This window comes from Chryseobacterium amylolyticum (assembly GCF_051011775.1).
Lineage (GTDB): Bacteria > Bacteroidota > Bacteroidia > Flavobacteriales > Weeksellaceae > Chryseobacterium.
In genome coordinates, this window is sequence record NZ_JBPCHX010000009.1 from 26,213 (window position 1) to 44,766 (window position 18,554).

An 18,554-nucleotide genomic window follows, 5' to 3' on the forward strand; every position below is an offset into this window, starting at 1 on the left:
TATCTTTAATTAAAAAATACGTTGCAATATTAACGCCAAACCACACAAAAGATTTTGTGTGGCTTGATGATAAACTGTATAAGTTAAATATTTTTGATTCTTATTTAGATAAAAAATCTAAAACGGAATAATCACCTAATGAAATTTCTCTGGCAACTCCGAAATACTGTGCAGAGTTACCGATCATAGAGTTGGATAGGTTTCCATGATTGATTCTTGTGTTTTCCTGAATCAGGGAGTTTTCAATATTGGAATTGACAACGGTAGTGTTGTTTCCTAAAGAAACACCAGGTCCCACTTTTGAATTGGAGATTTTTACATTTTCTCCAATAAAGCAAGGCTGAATGATCAAAGAATTTTCAATCACAGCAGAAGCAGGATAATGAGTCATTGCTTCTCTTTCATATTCAAGGATTTTGCTGTTGGTTTCTACTGTAGCATTTTTGTTACCGCAATCCATCCAGTCGTTTACTTTTCCAAGGGTAAACTTAGCGCCTTTGGATCTGAGGTTTTCAAGAGCGGTTGTTAACTGATATTCGCCTCCGTTTTTAATATCATTATCCATGATATAATTGATCTCATCCATCAGTTTTTCAGCACTGTTGAAATAATAAATACCGATGATGGCAAGATCTGAAACAAAAGTCTGGGGCTTTTCAACAAAGTCGGTAATGAAACCGTAATTATCCAGTTTTACTACTCCGAAAGCAGATGGATCTTCAACACTTTTCACCCAGATTACACCGTCAGAATTTTTGTCCAGCTGGAAATCTGCACGGAAAAGCGTATCTGCAAAAGCAATAACGACATCTCCCTGCATAGACTGCTCAGCACATTTGATGGCGTGAGCGGTTCCAAGAGGATCATTCTGATAATAAATACTACCCTTTGCTCCCAGCTTTTCAGCAATCTGAATAAGGGATCTTTCGATCTCAGAGCCAAAATCTCCGATGATAAAAGCTACCTCTTCAATGTTTTCTCCTGCAACTTTGGCAATATCTTCCACCAATCTCTGTACGATAGGTTTTCCTGCAATAGGAATAAGAGGTTTTGGAACTGTCAGGGTATGTGGACGTAATCTGGAACCACGTCCAGCCATAGGGACAATAATTTTCATAAATTATATGTATAAAAGATGTTTTATTAGTTGTTTTATATTAAGGCTAAAGATAATCATTAAAACATTTGATGTGGTATAATTTATATCTTTTTAAATATTTGTTTAAATTAACAATAGGTTTGTTTACAAGCAAAATAAAGACCAAAGTTTAATTCTTCCTGATTCTTGATAAAATAAGGTTTTTCTCAGAATAAATCAAAATTCCGGTAAAGATCAGAAACAGCAGATTACTTGTCAGAATATTATAGTTGAGATACTTTACAATGATAAAGCTAAAAATTCCAAGCAGTATCAGAAAGAAAGACATTTTTTTCATTCTGTAAGGAATAGGGTAGTACTTCTGGCCCAGCAGATAAGAAACAATCATCATAATAACATAAGCTCCGAAAGTAGCCCATGCAGAACCGATCATGCTGTGATAGTAATTCAGCGCTATCAGGTTGAGAGCAATATTAATTCCTGCCCCAAGCCATGAAATAACAGTTCCCATACTGGTTCTGTCCGTTACTTTATACCAGGTTGAAAAGTTATAATATATTCCGAAGCAAAGGTTGGCAATGACGATAATCGGGATGATATCTATAGCGATCCAGTAGGATTTATTAGGAATAAAGACGGCTTTCAGCCAGGATATATTGGCAATGATCCCTAAAGCAACGGCACATGCAAAAAAAGCAAAATATTCAGCTACATTGGCATAAGTCTTTTTAGCATCGCCTTTATCCATCTGTTTAAAAAAGAAGGGCTCAATTCCCATTCGGTAAGCGGTAACAAATAATGTCATCAGTACAGCCAGCTTATAGCAGCCGCCGTAAGCCCCTGCTTCTTCATCTGAAATATGATTCCTCTGAATAGATTTGTCAAAATTTTCATTCACCATGAAGGCAAGACCTGCCAGCATAAGAGGGAAGGAGTATTTGATCATTCGCCCGAATAGAGAAGTCACAAACTGGAACCTTACCTTTAATATAATAGGGAACAATAATAAAAAACCAAGTGCACTTCCTGCGAGATTACTGAAGAATGGATAGTCTACATTTTGATCCAGTCCTATACTTTTTGATATATTTTCCGGGATCCAGAAAAATAATGCGGCGGTAAAAACGGCCTGAAATATAGACTGAACAATTCTTACTGCAGAGTATTTGATAGGTTTATTATGAAAACGCAGCCACGCAAAAGGGATGACCAGTAAATTGTCAAAAAAGGCAATCAGCGCAAACCATCTGATGTATTCAGGATTGTTGTGATATCCTGCATAATCTGCAATGGGCTGGTTGAATAAATAACACAATGCCAGAAAAATAGTGGAAGTTGAAAATAAAAACCAGAACGAAGTATTGAAAGTCTTTTTTTCGTTATCCTCTTCGGCTGAAAATCTGAAATACGCTGTTTCAAAACCAAAAGAAAGGATAATGTTAACAAATGAGATCCATGCATACAGCTGCGTAAAAATCGCAAAACCTTCATTGGGAATCTTATAGATCAAAAGTGGATTAAGGATGAATAGAATAATCCTTGGCGCTATTGCTCCCACTCCGTAGATGATTGTCTGTCCTAATAGTTTCTTATACAAAGCCGAATTTTTTTTGCAAATGTAAAACTTTAAGCATTCGTTTTGCGATTTTGGAGTGAATTAAAACTTAAAATCTTAATTTTACAGGGAAATAAATTGAAATGAAAGTTCTTATAAAAAATGTAAATATCGTAAACGAGGGAAAAATTTTTGAAAGTGATATCTTAATAGAAAATGATTTAATCTCTAAAATAGCAGTTGGTATTTCTGAAGAAGCAGATCAGATCATTGACGGTTCAGGTAAATATCTTCTTCCCGGAGTCATTGATGACCAGGTACATTTCCGTGAACCCGGCCTTACTCATAAAGGAGATATTGAAAGTGAATCGCGAGCTGCCATTGCAGGTGGGGTAACGAGTTTTATCGATCAGCCGAATACAGTTCCAAATGCTGTTACTCAGGAATTATTAGCAGATAAATATGAAATTGCTTCCCAAAAAGCATATGCCAACTATGGTTTTATGATGGGAGGAACTAACGATAATCTGGAGGAAGTTTTGAAAACAAACCCCAGAAATGTTCCGGGAATCAAGTTGTTTTTAGGTTCATCTACAGGAAATATGCTTGTCGATAATCCGGAAACGCTGGAAAATATTTTCAGCAATACCAAAATGCTGATTGCTGTTCACTGTGAAGATGAAGCTACCATCAGAGCCAATACTCAGAAATATAGGGATGAATATGGGGATGATATTCCGGTAAAATTCCACCATCTGATCAGAAGTGAAGAAGCATGCTATAAATCTTCATCCAAAGCCATTGAACTTGCGAAAAAAACAGGAGCGAGACTTCACGTTTTCCACCTTTCGACAGCAAAAGAAATGGAGCTTTTCCGAAATGATATTCCTTTAAAAGATAAAAAGATCACTGCTGAGGTTTGTGTGCACCACCTGACTTTTACCAACGAGGATTACGAAACAAAAGGAGGACTTATCAAATGGAATCCGGCAGTAAAAACTCAGAAAGATAAAGAGGCCCTTTGGGAAGCATTATTAGATGACAGAATCGATGTTATCGCTACAGACCATGCTCCGCATACGGCAGAGGAAAAGAATAATGTATACACAAAATGTCCATCAGGAGCACCTCTGGTACAGCATTCACTGGTTGTAATGCTTGAGAACTATAAAAACGGTAAAATATCCCTTGAGAAAATCGTTGAAAAGATGGCTCATAATCCTGCTATCCTTTTCAGAGTCGAAAAAAGAGGTTTTGTAAGAGAAGGTTATAAAGCAGATCTTGTTTTGGTAGATGTAAATCAGGACTGGACGGTTTCTAAAGACAATTTACTGTACAAATGTGGCTGGAGCCCATTAGAAGGAACAAACTTCCATTCGAAAGTTACCCATACTTTTGTTAACGGACATCTGGTGTATGACAATGGTATAATTGCTGAGGATAAATTCGGAGAGAGGCTGCTTTTTGAAGCGAGGGACTAATAAGGTAAAAAGGCAAAATCGTAAATCGCAAAATTCTCTTTTACTTTTATATGAATAGAGACTATAATAATCAATAGGAGCGGGCTTTAGCCCGCTCTTTTATTTTAAATCTTCCATTGGCTTTAGCCGGAATTTATTTTTATTTCATTTATTCTCAATCTTTATTAATTAAAAGACTGCCTGAATTCCAATGGTGACATATTCGTCTTCTTTTTAAACAGCGTACTGAAAGACTGCGAATGTTCAAATCCCAGCTCATAAGCAATCTCACTGATCGACAGTTCCGTCGTAGAGAGCTTTTCTTTTGCTTTACTGATCAGCTTTTCATGAATATGCTGCTGTGTATTCTGCCCGGTATGAATTTTCAAAAGATCACTCAGATAATTGGGCGAAAGATTCATGGCTTCAGCAATCTGCTGAACGGTTAAAAGCCCTTTGTCTGAAGAATCCTGATTAAAATAATCATTCAGATAAGATTCGAATTTTGTCAAAAGCTGATGACTCCCGCTTTTTCTGGTGATAAACTGTCTCTCGTAAAACCGCTTCGAATAATTCAGTAATAATTCAATCTGTGACAAAATAATTTCCTGTGTGTGATGATCAATATGCTGGCATTCTTTATCAATTTTAAGCATAATTTCAAGCAAATCATTCTCTTCATCTTCGGACAGATGTAAGGCTTCATTTACGGCATATGAGAAAAAACCATATGATGAAATAGTCTTTGCCAGCGGATGTTTCAGCAGGAAATCTTCATGAAAAATAAGAAGATAACCGGTATTCTCACAATCCATCGTTTTCAGGTCCAGATACTGAACCTGGTTCGGGGCGGTAAAACTCAGAACACCTTTATCATAATCATAATGCTGCTGCCCGTATTTTATTTTCCCCTTCGCATTGCGCTTCAGCGCAACACAGTAATATCTGCTTACAAAACCTTTCCAGACCTCATCTTCAATGAAAACGCTCTCGTAAAGATTAATCACACTCACCATCGGGTGCTTCGGTTCAGGAAGAGAAAGCAATTTGTGAAATGCTGAAATCGATTGTATGGTGTTCATAACTGTAATTTTTTAAATATTGGGCAGCTTTTCCGCCTTCCGCTCCCAATCTTTTGTTCGTCGTGCCTCCTCTCAAAAGGATTTCCGCTCAAGTCGGGCTGTGAGCATACTGTATTTTAAGAATAGCAGAATGTTTAGGAACTTAACGATTAATGATCTTCTCTAAACAGAAATTAAAGTTACAAATTAATAATCCAAAAGTCCCATTCCGAATTCATCATAAGTAGCACCCGTATCTGTTCCCAGTGGCACAATGCTTTCCAGTTTCTGAAGTTCATATTCGCTTAGCCGGATGCCTGCAGCTTCTATATTTTGCTCAAGATACTTTCTGCGTTTCGTTCCCGGAATAGGAAGGATTCCTTTGCTGATAATCCATGCCAGAGCCAATTGTGATGAGGTAATATCTTTTTCTTTAGCCAGGTTTTCAATAGCTTCTACCAATTCAATGTTTTTATAGAAATGCTGTTCCTGAAAACGGGGAATTCCTCTTCTGAAATCATTTTCCGGCAAATCATCAATCGTACGGATCTGTCCGGATAAGAAACCTCTTCCCAAAGGAGAATAAGCTACAAAGCCAATTCCCAGTTCATTCAAAGTTTTGATAACACCCTTTTCTTCAACCGTTCTTTCAAAAAGAGAATATTCACTTTGTACGGCAGAAACAGGGTGAACAGCATGCGCTCTTTTCACCGTTTCTGAAGATACTTCGGACAGTCCTATATAACCGATTTTCCCTTCCTTCACCAAATCACCCATTGCCCCAACAGTTTCTTCAACAGGTGTATTTTTATCAAGACGGTGCATATAATAAAGATCAATGTAATCTGTTTTCAGATTTTTCAGAGAACGTTCCACAGACTTTTTTACATACTCTTTGGTTCCGTTGATTCTCCAGGTTACCTGGTCGTTATCATCAATTTCCCATCCGAATTTTGTAGCAATAATATACCGGTCACGATTATTCTCAATGGCTTTCGCAATCAATTGTTCATTTTTGAAAGGGCCATACAAATCTGCGGTGTCGAGAAAATTTCCACCTAATTCCAGAGAACGGTGAATGGTTGCAATAGCCTCTTTTTCATCGGTTTTACCGTACATATCTGCATCACCAAAGCCCGTCATTCCCATACATCCCAGACCAATATTCGGAACTATTAACCCCTGGCTTCCTAATTTTACCTGATTCAATTTCATATTGTTGATTTTATTGATACAAAATTCAGCAGAAATTAAAATCCGGATGTATGCAAAACCATGGTTGTTGTATGTAAATTACTGATTGTGGTTCATGGACAGTAGATGTATGAGGTAATAAGCTTTATAACTGACAAAAACATAGTACTTCAACAACACCCATTTTCCGCCTTTTCGCAATTTTGCCTTTTTACTTTTTTGCCTTACTTCCCATATAAAACGTAAGTTTCCCACCATTCATAATCTCAGAATGCTTCAGTGTAAAATTCTTTATTTCTTTTCCATTCAGAAGAACTTTCTGAACATACACATTTTTTGGGCTTTGATTGATGGCTTCAATTTCAAAAGTTTTTCCGTTTTCCAGATGTAATACAGCATGATCAATCGCAGGACTTCCGATAGAATAATCTTCTGATCCCGGAGCCACAGGATAGAAACCCAAAGAACTCAGAATATACCAGGCGCTCATTTGTCCGGCATCATCATTGCCGCCCAGGCCATCCGGTGTTGCCTTATACTGCATTTCCAGAATACGGCGGATCTGTGCCTGTGCTTTCCATGGCTGTCCGGCCCAGTTATAGAAATAGACAACATGATGGGCCGGTTCATTTCCGTGTACATATCCACCAATAATTCCTTCACGGGTAATATCTTCAGTGTCGGCAAAGAATTCATCAGGTAAATGCATCGTGAATAGTTCGTCCAGTTTGGATGCAAATTTCTTCTTTCCGCCCATCATCGTGATTAGCTCATCCGGATTTTGCGGAACAAAGAAACTGTAGTTCCAAGAATTTCCTTCAATAAAGCCTTGCCCATGGGTACTTAAGACATCAAAATCTTTCTTAAAACTTCCGTCTGCCAGACGCGGGCGCATAAAGCCGATGGTTTTGTCAAAATTATTTTTCCAGTTTTCAGATCGTTTGATAAACTGATTGTAGATTTCTGTTTTGTTTAAATGCTTTGCCAGTTGGGCAATTGCCCAGTCATCGTAGGCATATTCTAATGTATTGGAAACAGAAGTTCCGTTTTTCTCCGCCGGAATATATCCAAGATCAATATACAGTCCGATGCCTTCGTAATTTCTTTTGTTGGCTGTTTCTATACAGGCTTTTAATGCCTCTTCAGGATCACCGTCATAATTCCCTTTAATAATAGCATCAGCTACAACGCTTACACTGTGGTAGCCGCTCATACACCAGTTGTCGTTTGCATAATGTGACCAGATAGGCAGCATTTTCATTGAGAATTGATTATAATGAGCCATCATGGATTTTACCATGTCTCCATTTCGTTTGGGCTGGATGATATTAAAGAAAGGATGCAGCGTACGGTACGTATCCCACAGAGAGAAGGTTGTATAATTGGTAAAACCATCTGCTTTATGAATATTCTGATCCAGTCCTTTATATTCTCCATTGACATCCATATAAGTCGTAGGATTAATAAAGGTATGATACATGGCTGTATAAAAATTTGTCTTTTCTGTATCAGAACCTTTGATAACAATTTTATTTAATTCCTTATTCCAGCTGTTCTGCGCTTGAGCTTTAGCCTGATCGAACGTCATATTTCCCGCTTCCTTTTCCAGGTTTTCTAAAGCATTGATCTGGCTTACCGGAGAAATAGCAAGTTTTACTTCTATGGCTTCATTTTCATTGGTGTCAAAATCAAAATACATTTTCAGGTTCTTACCTGCAATTTCAGGGAAGTTCTTATTTTGATCGAATTTTCTCCAGAATCCTTTGTAAACCTGTTTTTCATCATAGTTTTGCTGACCATAAGATTTAAAAGGTTTTGAAAATTTCATGGCAAAATAAACCGTTCTGGTTCTTGCCCAGCCATTGGTCTGTCTGTAACCTGTGATGGTATTTCCATTTTCCACACGAACGTAGGTCCATACATTTTTTCCGTCATAATTATAAATACCAGCCATCAGATCCATAATAATGTGGGCCTGGTCAGATTTTGGAAAGGTATAGCGGTGAATTCCCACTCTTGGAGTTGCTGTCAGCTCTGCCAGAATATTGTAGTCATCCAGTTTTACTTTGTAATAGCCGGCTTCTGCAGTTTCGTTCTGATGCGAAAATCTGCTTCTGTAGCCGCTTTCAGGACGGGAAGCAGTTCCCGGATTCAGTTGGAGTTTTCCTACCGTAGGCATTATCAGAAAATCTCCGAGGTCAGAATGTCCTGTTCCGCTGAAGTGTGTAGAGCTGAAGCCTGCAATGGTTTTGTCTTCATAACGGTAGCCGGCACAGTATTTATAAACCTCACCATTGTATTTCCCGTTAAGCTCATAAGAAATGGTGTCCGTCTCGGGGCTTAGCTGTACGGCACCAAAAGGAACAGTAGCTCCGGGATAAGTATGTCCCATCTTTTCGGTCCCGATTAATGGATTGACATATTGAATTAATTTCTCAGATTTTTGAGCCTTAAAAGATACACTTAAAAATAAAAGGAATAGAAAAACAGTAGGTGTGTGATTTTTCATTAATGACAAATTTTCAAAGTTTAAAATTAATTAAAATCATCATTTGCTGTTTTTATTTTATGAATTCGCTTAATATTACTTTTTCTCAGAAAAACGGAAACCTATTCCGTGAAGATTTTCAATCAATACATCCTGCTCTTCCGCGAGCACTTTTCGCAACCTGGAAATAAATACGTCAAGGCTTCTCCCCATAAAATAATCGTCATCACCCCATATTGCTTTCAGGATATCCTGCCTTTTGACGACCAGGTTTTTATGGCGGATAAAATATAAAAGAAGATCAGACTCCCTTTGGGTAAGAGTAATGTTGTTTTCCACACCTTTCAACGTGTAATTGTTTGGATCAAAATCATATTTTCCGACTTTATATTTTACAGGTGCTGCATCTGTTTTTTTTGTACGTTTGAGAAAGACTTCAATTTTCAGCATCAGCTCTTCAATACTGAATGGTTTTACCAGATAATCATCAGCACCTATTTTCAGTCCTTTGATTCTGTCTTCTTTTAATGCTTTTGCAGAAATAAAAATAATGGGTATTTCAGAATTCTTACTGCGGATCTGTTGTGCCACTTCAAATCCGTTCATGCCGGGCATCATAATATCCAGCAGGCAGATATCGAAATTCTGGCTGTTAAATGCTTCCAATGCAGATTCACCGTCAGAGTAACAGCTGATGTCATAATAACTTTCCAGGCTGTCCTCAACCAGGAATGCTATTGTTTTATCATCTTCTGCATATAAAATTTTAGATTTCTCCATACTTACACATGATTATTTGAAAACGGGAAGAAGAGAGTAATGGTTATTCCTTTATCTTCATTATTCTCCACAGAAATTTTCCAGTGATGCTGCTGCACAACTTTTTTCACATAAAATAATCCTAATCCAAAACCGGTCACCTCTTCACTCCTTTTGGTATGTACCCGATAAAATTTATCAAAAATATGAGGAATATTTTTAGCAGGAATTCCCATTCCGTTGTCTTTAAACTTTAAATATAATCCTTTTGAATCTTTATAAGCTGAAATTTTAATAACAGGTTTTGTTTCACAATACTTGACAGAGTTATCCAAAAGGTTGTAAATAATATTGGTAAAGTGAAATTCGTCAGCCATTACCGAAGTGCTGTTTTCAATATCAATCTCAATGCTGAGACCTTTATTCTTGTGCTGAATATTATCAGCAATTTCCTGAATAAAGGGAAGCAACAGAATTTTCTGAGGCTTTAATGATAATCCGGCGGCATCGTTCTTAGCAATATTCAATATTTTTTCAATGTGATTATTAAGTTTATGGCTTTGGTTGATAATAATGGAAGTATAAGTCTGCAGTTTGGAATTATCCTGTACCAGTTCCTGCTTGTTGAGTGCTTCTGACGCTAAAAGTATCGAGGATAAAGGCGTTTTAAACTCATGAGTCATATTGTTGATAAAATCGCGCTGCAATTCAGAAAATTTCTTTTGCTGAATAATGGTATAGATAGAATATACATACACCAGAAGAATGATAATAAGGGCAAATGTAAGAAGATACCAGAATCTTAATGAGCTGATCAGATAAGTCGTTTTATCAGGAAAGCGTATGGAAAAGTAATAGATCAGGTTTTTATGCTTCGGGAAATTGATCGTTTTGTTGCCAGGGTTTTCCTGATGGGATGTCATATATTTTCCGTACACCATCTTATCACTGTGACAGTTGTATAACGCATATACATAATCTGTATTGATCTGGAAGCGGGTGAATTCTGTCTTCAGGTAATATTCCAGAACTACAGGATGAAACTCGTTGTTGATATTAACTACATAATAATCATTGGCTATGTTTTGTACAGGGTTTTCAGTATAGGAGGTCTTCCCGCCGGATAGCTTTTCTGCAACTTCCATTAAGGCGATATTGACCTTCTGATTAAATTTTTTATCTTCAAGATTATAAGCCTGTATCGTCCACATCAGCTGTGCTATTAAAATTCCGATAATAGCAACAAATCCTAGCGTTATGATAATATTGAGTCTTTTTATTTTCATTTCCTGAAACAATATTATCCAAAATTATCTATTTATCTTTTATCATTAACAACTTGTTAACAAATGTTTGACAGCGGTTAACAAGTTGTAATTACGGTCTGCTTTACATTTGTGATACCAAAAAAAACAATCAGTTTCAAATATTAAAATTTATACTCATGAAAAAATTAAAAATTACAGCTCTTTTAGCAGTGTTGGCATTCTCTCCGTTTTATGCGAATGTTCTCACTACAGATGCACCTTCCATTGTAAAAATGGTAGCTGATGCTATTAAGTGGAAATCAGAATCTATTGATGTGGGAAATATCCCTCAGGGAAAACCAAAACTGATCAGATTTGAATTCACCAACACAAGTTCAAAGCCGATCATTATACAAAATGTAGCTCCTTCATGCGGTTGTACAACGGCGGATTACACAAAAACGCCTATCCAGCCAGGAAAAAAAGGGTTTGTAGAAGCCAGTTACAACGCAGCAGCGGCAGGTCCGTTTATGAAAACTGTAAACGTTACGACCAGTGACAGCAAAACTCCTAAAACACTTTCGTTCAAAGGAGTGGTTACAGCATCTTAATATATTGTTTTAGAAAATAAAAATAGCCTGGTAGAAATTATCAGGCTATTTTTTTAAACAAAGTGACTTATTTGATGTATAATGTAAAGAATAACTATTTGTAGCATTATTTATCAACCTGTTTTAAGGGATCGCATTTCAATATTTATTATTTTTAAGAAAAAATATTTTATGAGTCTATATACACAACCCATGCTGCGCGAAGGTGCACTGAAAGATAAAGTAGCAATTGTAACAGGAGGCGGAAGCGGTCTTGGAAAAGCGATGACCAAATACTTTCTTGAACTGGGTGCCAAAGTAGTAATTACCTCCAGAAACCTGGAAAAACTGCAGGCTACAGCTAAGGAACTGGAAGACGAAACAGGAGGTAAAGTTCTTTGTGTGGCTTGTGATGTGAGGAACTGGGATGAGGTGGAAACCATGAGAGAAGCTGCATTGAAAGAATTCGGAAAGATTGATATTTTATTGAATAATGCTGCCGGAAACTTCATCTCTCCAACGGAAAAACTCACTCATTCTGCTTTTGACTCTATCCTTGATATTGTTTTAAAAGGAACGAAAAACTGTACACTTTCTGTAGGAAAACACTGGATAGATTCCAAAACTCCGGGAACTATACTGAATATTGTAACAACATATGCATGGACGGGTTCTGCCTATGTAGTACCGTCAGCCTGTGCAAAAGCGGGAGTTCTGGCGATGACCAGATCACTCGCTGTAGAATGGGCAAAATACGGAATCCGTTTCAATGCCATTGCTCCGGGACCTTTCCCTACAAAAGGAGCCTGGGACAGACTTCTTCCGGGAGACCTTCAGGAAAAATTTGATATGAAAAAGAAAGTTCCGTTGAGAAGAGTAGGAGAGCATCAGGAGCTGGCCAACCTTGCTGCTTATCTGGTTTCTGATTATTCAGCATATATGAATGGTGAAGTGGTAACCATTGATGGAGGAGAATGGCTTCAGGGCGCCGGAGAATTCAATATGCTTGAAGCAATTCCCCGTGAAATGTGGGATGCTTTGGAAGCCATGATTAAAGCTAAAAAATCTAATTAAATTAAACTTATATTAAAAAAACTCCCGGATGTGTAACAATTCCGGGAGTTTTTTTTACCTATACAGTAAATAATACTTTTTCAAAATGAATTTTAAACTTCCAACCCTTGTTTCGACGCTTGCAGTGGTCCTCTTCTCAGGATCGGTATATGCACAGCAGACTCCGAAATACGATTACGTAGAAGCATTTAAGCCGTTCTTCTACCCGCAGACAGGTACAGCCACACGTTCTGCAAGCGGGCAGCCGGGACATGCTTACTGGCAGAATTCAGCAGATTACCATTTGAATGTAAGCCTGAATGAAGACAAAAAAGAGATTAACGGTACAGCGCAGATTACCTATACCAACAACAGTCCGGATAAATTAGGCTTTCTCTGGCTGCAGCTGGATCAGAATCTGTTTGCAAAAGATTCAAGAGGAAATGGCGTAGTTCCGCTTTCAGGAAGCAGAAATGGTGCGCATGGAGAAGAATTTAACGGTGGATATACGATTAAATCAGTCAGGCTTGATGGTAAAGAAGTAAAATATACCATTACTGATACAAGAATGCAGATTGATCTTCCAAAAGAACTGAAAGCCAACGGTGGAGTTGCCAAAATAGAAATTGAATACTCTTTTGTTTCTCCGGATTACGGTTCAGACAGGATGGGTGTTCAGGAGACCAAAAATGGTAAGATTTTTACCATCGCACAATGGTATCCGAGAATGTGCGTGTATGATGATGTAATGGGCTGGAATACACTTCCTTACCTTGGAGCTTCGGAGTTTTATCTGGAATACGGAAATATCACAGCCAATATTACCGTTCCTGCCAATCATTATGTAGTGGCATCCGGAGAGCTTCTGAATGAGAAAGAGGTTTACAGCAAAGAAGAAATCAGCAGATGGAATGAGGCAAGAAACAGTGATAAAACGGTAATGATCCGTCCTGAATCTGAAATCGGTAAAAATAAAGCATCCGGTACAAAGACCTGGAAATTTAAGATTAATCAGACAAGAGATTTTGCATGGGCATCATCTGCCGGATTTATTTTAGATGCTGCAAAAATCAATTTACCAAGTGGAAAAAAATCTTTGGCTATTTCAGCTTATCCTGTAGAAAGTGCCGGTGATAAAGCCTGGGGAAGATCTACAGAATATACAAAGGCTGCTATAGAACATTATTCAAAAAAATGGTATGAATATACTTATCCTGCAGCCACCAATGTTGCAGGAAACGAAGGCGGAATGGAATATCCCGGGATCGTTTTCTGCCATATGGATTCCAAAGGGGAAGATCTTTGGGGGGTTACGGATCATGAGTTCGGGCACAACTGGTTTCCTATGATTGTCGGATCTAATGAAAGACTGTTTGCCTGGATGGATGAAGGGTTTAATACTTTTATTAACGGACTTTCCACCGAAGCCTTCAATAAAGGGGAATATTACCGTAAACCGAATCTGGCAAGATCGGGAGTTTACCTCCTGAATGACAATCTGGAACCTGTAATGGTAGGACCTGATAATATGAAAGAAAGAAGCATCGGTGCTTTAGCTTATTTCAAACCGGGAACAGGATTAGAGGTTTTAAGAGAAGCCATTCTCGGACCTGAAAAATTTGACAAAGCATTCAGAACCTATATAGATCGTTGGGCTTTTAAGCATCCTACACCATGGGATTTCTTCCATACAATGGAAAATGTATCCGGAGAAGAGCTGAACTGGTTCTGGAGAGGATGGTTCTTTAATAAATGGAAAATTGACCAGGCGGTTAAAAATGTACAGTATGTCAACGGGGACTTTAAGAATGGAGTTCAGATTACGGTTGAAAATATTGGCCAGTTGCCCATGCCGTCAACAGTACAGATCAGATTCAAAGACGGAACGGCACAAACGGTAAAAATTCCTGTTGAGGTCTGGAAGAGAAATACGGAATGGACCTTCAAAGTTGATTCTACCAAGGAAATAGATGAGGTAAAGCTTGATCCGGATTCAGTAGTTCCTGATGTGAATCTGGAAAACAACAGTAAAAAGCCGGTATAGAAATAGTGGATCTGTTAACGCAAAGATCTGATATCTGATGTTTGATTTTTAAGCGTAAGCATATTAATGCAGTTTCATCAGCAACTTTGCTGTTTTCTTAGCTTACTTTAAAATAAGAAGAAGATCATCTTTGCGTTTATGAAAGATAAATAACGCAAGATATTTTATTATAAAGCCTGAACTTACCACCGTAAGTTCAGGCTTTATATTTTTTAGGGTGTTTTTCCTGAACAAGTGGAGGTGTTCTCCTGAAATGTTTTGAAGGCCGGTGGTATAATTTTGTCCCACAATATTAATCAAAAACAAAAAACATGGAAACATTAAAATCAGTGCTTGAAGCAAGCCACGCCAAAAAAACAAAAAATGAGTTAATTGATCTCTTGTCAGGAGTAGAAAAAGTACTAACCCCTGCGGTCTATGAAAAAGTATCAGGAATCGAAACTTCAGAATTGAGTTCATTAACCAATAAGGAATTGTTAGCGATTGTAGACGAATTCAAAAAGAATTATGATGAAAAGTGGGAAAAATCTTTTTCCGGTGCCTCTTCAGAGATTATGAAACTGATTGCAGGTAGAATGGCTGCCGATGACGAGATCTTCAGAACTTCAGATGCAGCCAGCGCAGATTTTGCGGCAGAATTGGGGAGTATTGACTTTGCCACCATTATTGGCGGACCTTTGGATGCCTGTGTAAAAGCACAGTCCAATGCTTCTATAGCCACCGTCAATTTCATCAACGAAGTCGGTTTTGAGCTTACAGATCCTGCCAATGCAGCCAGTGCTAAAAAACTGAGAATGGCAGAATTCAAATACAAAAAAAATATTCCGAATCCGGATTTTAAAGAAGACGAGCCTGTCAGTGCTACCAATCCTAAAACAATTCCTAATGATGTAGAAATTTCAGTACCGTTTATTGCATTGCTGAATGTTCCAAGTTTCAGAATTGAAACCTGCGAAGTAGACTTTAATGTGAAACTTAATTCTACATACACCAAAGATGTAAGTGACGAGTTCGGTATCAATGCCGGAGTATCCGGTGGATGGGGCCCTGTAAAATTCAAAGTGGATGTCTCCTATAAAAGAACTTCCAGCACAGGGATCAAAGTGGAGAAAGAATATTCTCTTGGGGTAAAGGTACGTGCAACCAATGATGAAATGCCTGCGGGACTTGAAAAAGTACTCGGACTTCTTTCACAATAATACATTTTACGAAAAATGATAAAATTATCAGATTACCTGGATTATCTCAACAACGAGATAATTCAGGCTCGTAAAAAAGCTGACGAGAATGCCGTTCTTATTGCCAAAGAATATGCCCGCCATGAATACCTTAAGTATTTTAAGGTGCCGAGATACGCACTGCCCAGTGTAAAGATGGATATTCCCATAAAAATTACGGATATCGATTCAGATTCCAAATACAATTTTAAGCTGAACCAGGATCAGTTCGTTACCGAAATAAATGAGAGAATCCGTCTGGTAAATAAAGAGAAAAACCTGAATATTCCTGAAATCAGCAAAAGACAGCTCCAGACCGAGGAGTTCAAAATGCTGTTCAGCACACTGGAAAAAAATGATCAGAAATTCGGTAAGCTTCCTTCTGTCGAAGTCCTTAAGCTGGATCTCAGAAAAAAAGTCCAGCTTCTTAATTCCGGAATCTTCAGGCCTCAGGAAGGAACTACAGAAGAAACCGACGAGCTGAAAGAGATTTTTTCAAAGGTTCTCCTGAATACATATACACTGGTGAATGCGAAGCTGAATAATATTTACATAGATCCCAATACCAGCGCTGCAGAAGATAAAGATAAGCTGTTTATCAATCTTCATGTGGAAATGGAAGAAGAAGGAATCAGGATTGTCTCCTACAAAGATAAAGACGGTAATGAAATAGAACAGATAACTTTTGAGTAATGCAGGAACTTATTCACTTTACGGTACAGAAAATTAAAGAACTTCTGGAGCATTTCAATGAAATTCAGACGCTGTATCTGACGAAATCATTTGACTTTGATGCCCGTTTCGATGTCTTTCTCAACGAAGTATTGGAGTATTTCCGTGCAAAAGGAAACACGAGCCACGAATCTGACGTTCTGAAAATTATGAATATGATTGCAACCGTTAAAAGAGGTTTTAATCCTATAAAAATGGAGAAAATACTGACTGGAAGACGTGAAATTCTCGGAGGATTTTCATTCAACGGAATGGAAAGTATTCATGGAATTCTGATGGAAATATATAGCAGGGAAAATAAAAAACTTGAAGAAGCGGAAGAACTTATTTCGGGAATCATTGTATCCTTGTATCAGAACGGGATTCTTGATGATGAGAAATTAAAAGAAATGAATTCTGTTCCTGCAATTGAACGTTTCTGGACTTCTCTGTCTGAGCAGAATACAGCCATATCCGGAATTAACAAGAAGCTCAGACTGACCATTATTCCAGAGGATATTTTTCTTATTCTGGAAAAAGTATTTCTGAAGTTAATTTAAAAAAGAACGTTATGGAAACCGGAAGATATATTGTCCTGTTGAAAGATCAGCAGAAGACATCGCTCAGAAAAATAGAGAAAGATCTGGAAGTGAGCATTACTTCTTCAGAATTTCTTTCCAAAGAAAACCGTTCCTATAAAGTCATCGATCAGGATAACGGTGTCCTTTACAAAAACCTTGGAGTTCTTGTGGTGGATCATATGGATGAAGCACAACTGAAGAGCGCCGTTAAAGATGAATCCAATTCTATAGTTTACTATGAAAAAGAACGTGAGTTTTTTCCGGCAGATGAGCTGCAGCTGATCAACGAACTTAAAAAACAGTCTGCAGGGCTCGCAGAAAAAATTTCAGAGCTTGAAAAGTACATTACCAGCAAACCTTTACCCCAAAAATCATTCTCTGAGATGGAATGGGGATTACAGGCAATTGGTTTGGGAAATACCCATTATACAGGAAAAGGAGTTGATATCTGTATTCTTGATACAGGCCTTGAGACTTCCCATCCCGATTTTTCATCTGAAGAAATTGAAGGTAAATCTTTCATAGATGGTGAAGACTGGAACAGGGATCCCAACGGCCACGGTACACACTGTGCGGGAATTGCCACCGGAAACGTAAGAAGTGATACCGGAAAACGTTATGGAATAGCTAAGGATTCCAATCTGAAAATAGCAAAAGTATTGGCTGATAACGGGAGAGGTACTACCAGCAGTGTGATTGATGCAATAGACTGGGCGATTACGAAGAAGTTCAGGATACTGTCACTATCGCTGGCATGTCCGGTGAAGCTTGACGACCAGCCTTCTGTTCTTTTTGAAACCATTGGAGAAAGGGCACTGGAAAATAACTGCCTTATTATAGCGGCAGCGGGAAATGACAGCAACAGACCACAGATTCCACAGCCTGTTTCTATGCCTGCGAATTCAAAATCGATTATGGCTGTAGGAGCTATTGACAGCCAGATGAAGATCGCAAGATTTTCAAATGCGGGCCTTAATCCGTCTACCGGAGGAAGTATCAATGTCTGTGCTCCCGGAGTGGATATTGTAAGCGCCTACCCTAAAAATGCAAAGAATAAAAATAACTTTTATTATACAATGAGCGGGACCAGTATGGCAGCACCGCATGTTTCAGGGCTTGCCGCCTTATATATGGAGCAGTTTCCTGATCAATCAGCCAAAGAAATCTGGGAGCTTATTGAACATAAAGCAAGGCCGGTTGAAGGCATAAAATACAGAGATATAGGAAATGGTTTAATACAGGTATACTTATGAAAACTTATCTGGCAGTTTTAAAAAAAGATATCAATTTTAAAAAGCTTGAAACGCTTCTTAAAAGTAAAGAGATTAAGCTTGCGGCCTATTATAAAACCATTGGCGTTGTGAAACTCGAAAGTACATTGCCGGTTTCTGAAACTGAATTTCAGGAATATTTTTTATCCGTAGAAGAAGAAAAGATAATTTAACAATATAATCATATAAATCAGGCTTCTCTGTCAAAGAGAAGTTTTATTTTT

The 18,554-nt window shown here is 37.9% G+C and carries 16 protein-coding genes; 9 read left to right on the forward strand and 7 right to left on the reverse strand.

Going from position 1 to position 18,554, the window contains the following annotated elements:
- Window positions 1–100: 100 nt before the first annotated feature.
- Both ACR1PO_RS21020 and ACR1PO_RS21025 read right to left on the reverse strand, forming a co-directional pair.
- Window positions 101–1,117, reverse strand: a complete 1,017-nt coding sequence (locus ACR1PO_RS21020; RefSeq protein ID WP_332388206.1) for a sugar phosphate nucleotidyltransferase — start codon at window positions 1,115–1,117, stop codon at window positions 101–103.
- A 151-nt stretch (window positions 1,118–1,268) separates the two neighbouring features.
- Window positions 1,269–2,696 (reverse strand): oligosaccharide flippase family protein, encoded by a 1,428-nt coding sequence (locus tag ACR1PO_RS21025; protein WP_433988063.1) that lies wholly within the window; start codon window positions 2,694–2,696, stop codon window positions 1,269–1,271.
- A gap of 101 nt (window positions 2,697–2,797) precedes the next feature.
- Here ACR1PO_RS21025 and ACR1PO_RS21030 point away from each other — a divergent pair, with 101 nt between their 5' ends.
- Window positions 2,798–4,135, forward strand: coding sequence for a dihydroorotase (locus tag ACR1PO_RS21030; protein WP_332388205.1), 1,338 nt, complete (start codon window positions 2,798–2,800; stop codon window positions 4,133–4,135).
- A 164-nt stretch (window positions 4,136–4,299) separates the two neighbouring features.
- Here ACR1PO_RS21030 and ACR1PO_RS21035 read toward each other — a convergent pair whose 3' ends face one another.
- From ACR1PO_RS21035 to ACR1PO_RS21055, 5 genes are all read right to left on the reverse strand, one after another.
- Window positions 4,300–5,196, reverse strand: a complete 897-nt coding sequence (locus ACR1PO_RS21035) for a helix-turn-helix domain-containing protein (protein WP_433988064.1) — start codon at window positions 5,194–5,196, stop codon at window positions 4,300–4,302.
- A 186-nt stretch (window positions 5,197–5,382) separates the two neighbouring features.
- The gene (locus ACR1PO_RS21040) at window positions 5,383–6,390 is read right to left on the reverse strand and encodes an aldo/keto reductase (protein WP_332388201.1); all 1,008 of its coding nucleotides are present in this window, start codon (window positions 6,388–6,390) and stop codon (window positions 5,383–5,385) included.
- Window positions 6,391–6,580: 190 nt separating this feature from the next.
- A complete protein-coding gene (locus ACR1PO_RS21045) occupies window positions 6,581–8,878 on the reverse strand; it encodes a GH92 family glycosyl hydrolase (protein WP_433988065.1) in 2,298 nt (765 codons plus the stop codon).
- Between the two features lie 75 nt (window positions 8,879–8,953).
- On the reverse strand, window positions 8,954–9,637 hold the full coding sequence (locus ACR1PO_RS21050; protein ID WP_332388199.1) for a response regulator transcription factor: 684 nt from the start codon (window positions 9,635–9,637) through the stop codon (window positions 8,954–8,956).
- Between the two features lie 2 nt (window positions 9,638–9,639).
- Window positions 9,640–10,902, reverse strand: a complete 1,263-nt coding sequence (locus ACR1PO_RS21055; protein WP_433988066.1) for a sensor histidine kinase — start codon at window positions 10,900–10,902, stop codon at window positions 9,640–9,642.
- 158 nt (window positions 10,903–11,060) lie between these two features.
- On the opposite strand from ACR1PO_RS21055, the gene ACR1PO_RS21060 reads away from it, so the two are divergent.
- The 8 genes from ACR1PO_RS21060 (at window position 11,061) to ACR1PO_RS21095 (ending at window position 18,503) form a co-directional block, all read left to right on the forward strand.
- Window positions 11,061–11,474 carry a DUF1573 domain-containing protein gene (locus ACR1PO_RS21060; RefSeq protein WP_374463238.1) on the forward strand — a complete coding sequence of 138 codons (414 nt, stop codon included), beginning with the start codon at window positions 11,061–11,063 and terminating at the stop codon, window positions 11,472–11,474.
- A gap of 171 nt (window positions 11,475–11,645) precedes the next feature.
- Entirely contained in the window at window positions 11,646–12,527 is an 882-nt protein-coding gene (locus tag ACR1PO_RS21065) for an SDR family oxidoreductase (protein WP_433988067.1), read from the forward strand.
- A gap of 85 nt (window positions 12,528–12,612) precedes the next feature.
- Window positions 12,613–14,550 carry a M1 family metallopeptidase gene (locus ACR1PO_RS21070; protein WP_433988068.1) on the forward strand — a complete coding sequence of 646 codons (1,938 nt, stop codon included), beginning with the start codon at window positions 12,613–12,615 and terminating at the stop codon, window positions 14,548–14,550.
- 311 nt (window positions 14,551–14,861) lie between these two features.
- Entirely contained in the window at window positions 14,862–15,749 is an 888-nt protein-coding gene (locus ACR1PO_RS21075) for a DUF2589 domain-containing protein (protein ID WP_310406160.1), read from the forward strand.
- 15 nt (window positions 15,750–15,764) lie between these two features.
- On the forward strand, window positions 15,765–16,460 hold the full coding sequence (locus ACR1PO_RS21080) for a hypothetical protein (RefSeq protein ID WP_433988069.1): 696 nt from the start codon (window positions 15,765–15,767) through the stop codon (window positions 16,458–16,460).
- On the forward strand, window positions 16,460–17,038 hold the full coding sequence (locus ACR1PO_RS21085; protein ID WP_433988070.1) for a hypothetical protein: 579 nt from the start codon (window positions 16,460–16,462) through the stop codon (window positions 17,036–17,038). Before ACR1PO_RS21080 ends, ACR1PO_RS21085 begins: the two co-directional genes overlap by 1 nt.
- Window positions 17,039–17,049: 11 nt before the next feature.
- Complete coding sequence (locus ACR1PO_RS21090) at window positions 17,050–18,312, forward strand: S8 family peptidase (RefSeq protein WP_433988071.1); 1,263 nt, start codon at window positions 17,050–17,052, stop codon at window positions 18,310–18,312.
- The gene (locus tag ACR1PO_RS21095; protein ID WP_433988072.1) at window positions 18,309–18,503 is read left to right on the forward strand and encodes a hypothetical protein; all 195 of its coding nucleotides are present in this window, start codon (window positions 18,309–18,311) and stop codon (window positions 18,501–18,503) included. Before ACR1PO_RS21090 ends, ACR1PO_RS21095 begins: the two co-directional genes overlap by 4 nt.
- Window positions 18,504–18,554: the final 51 nt, after the last annotated feature.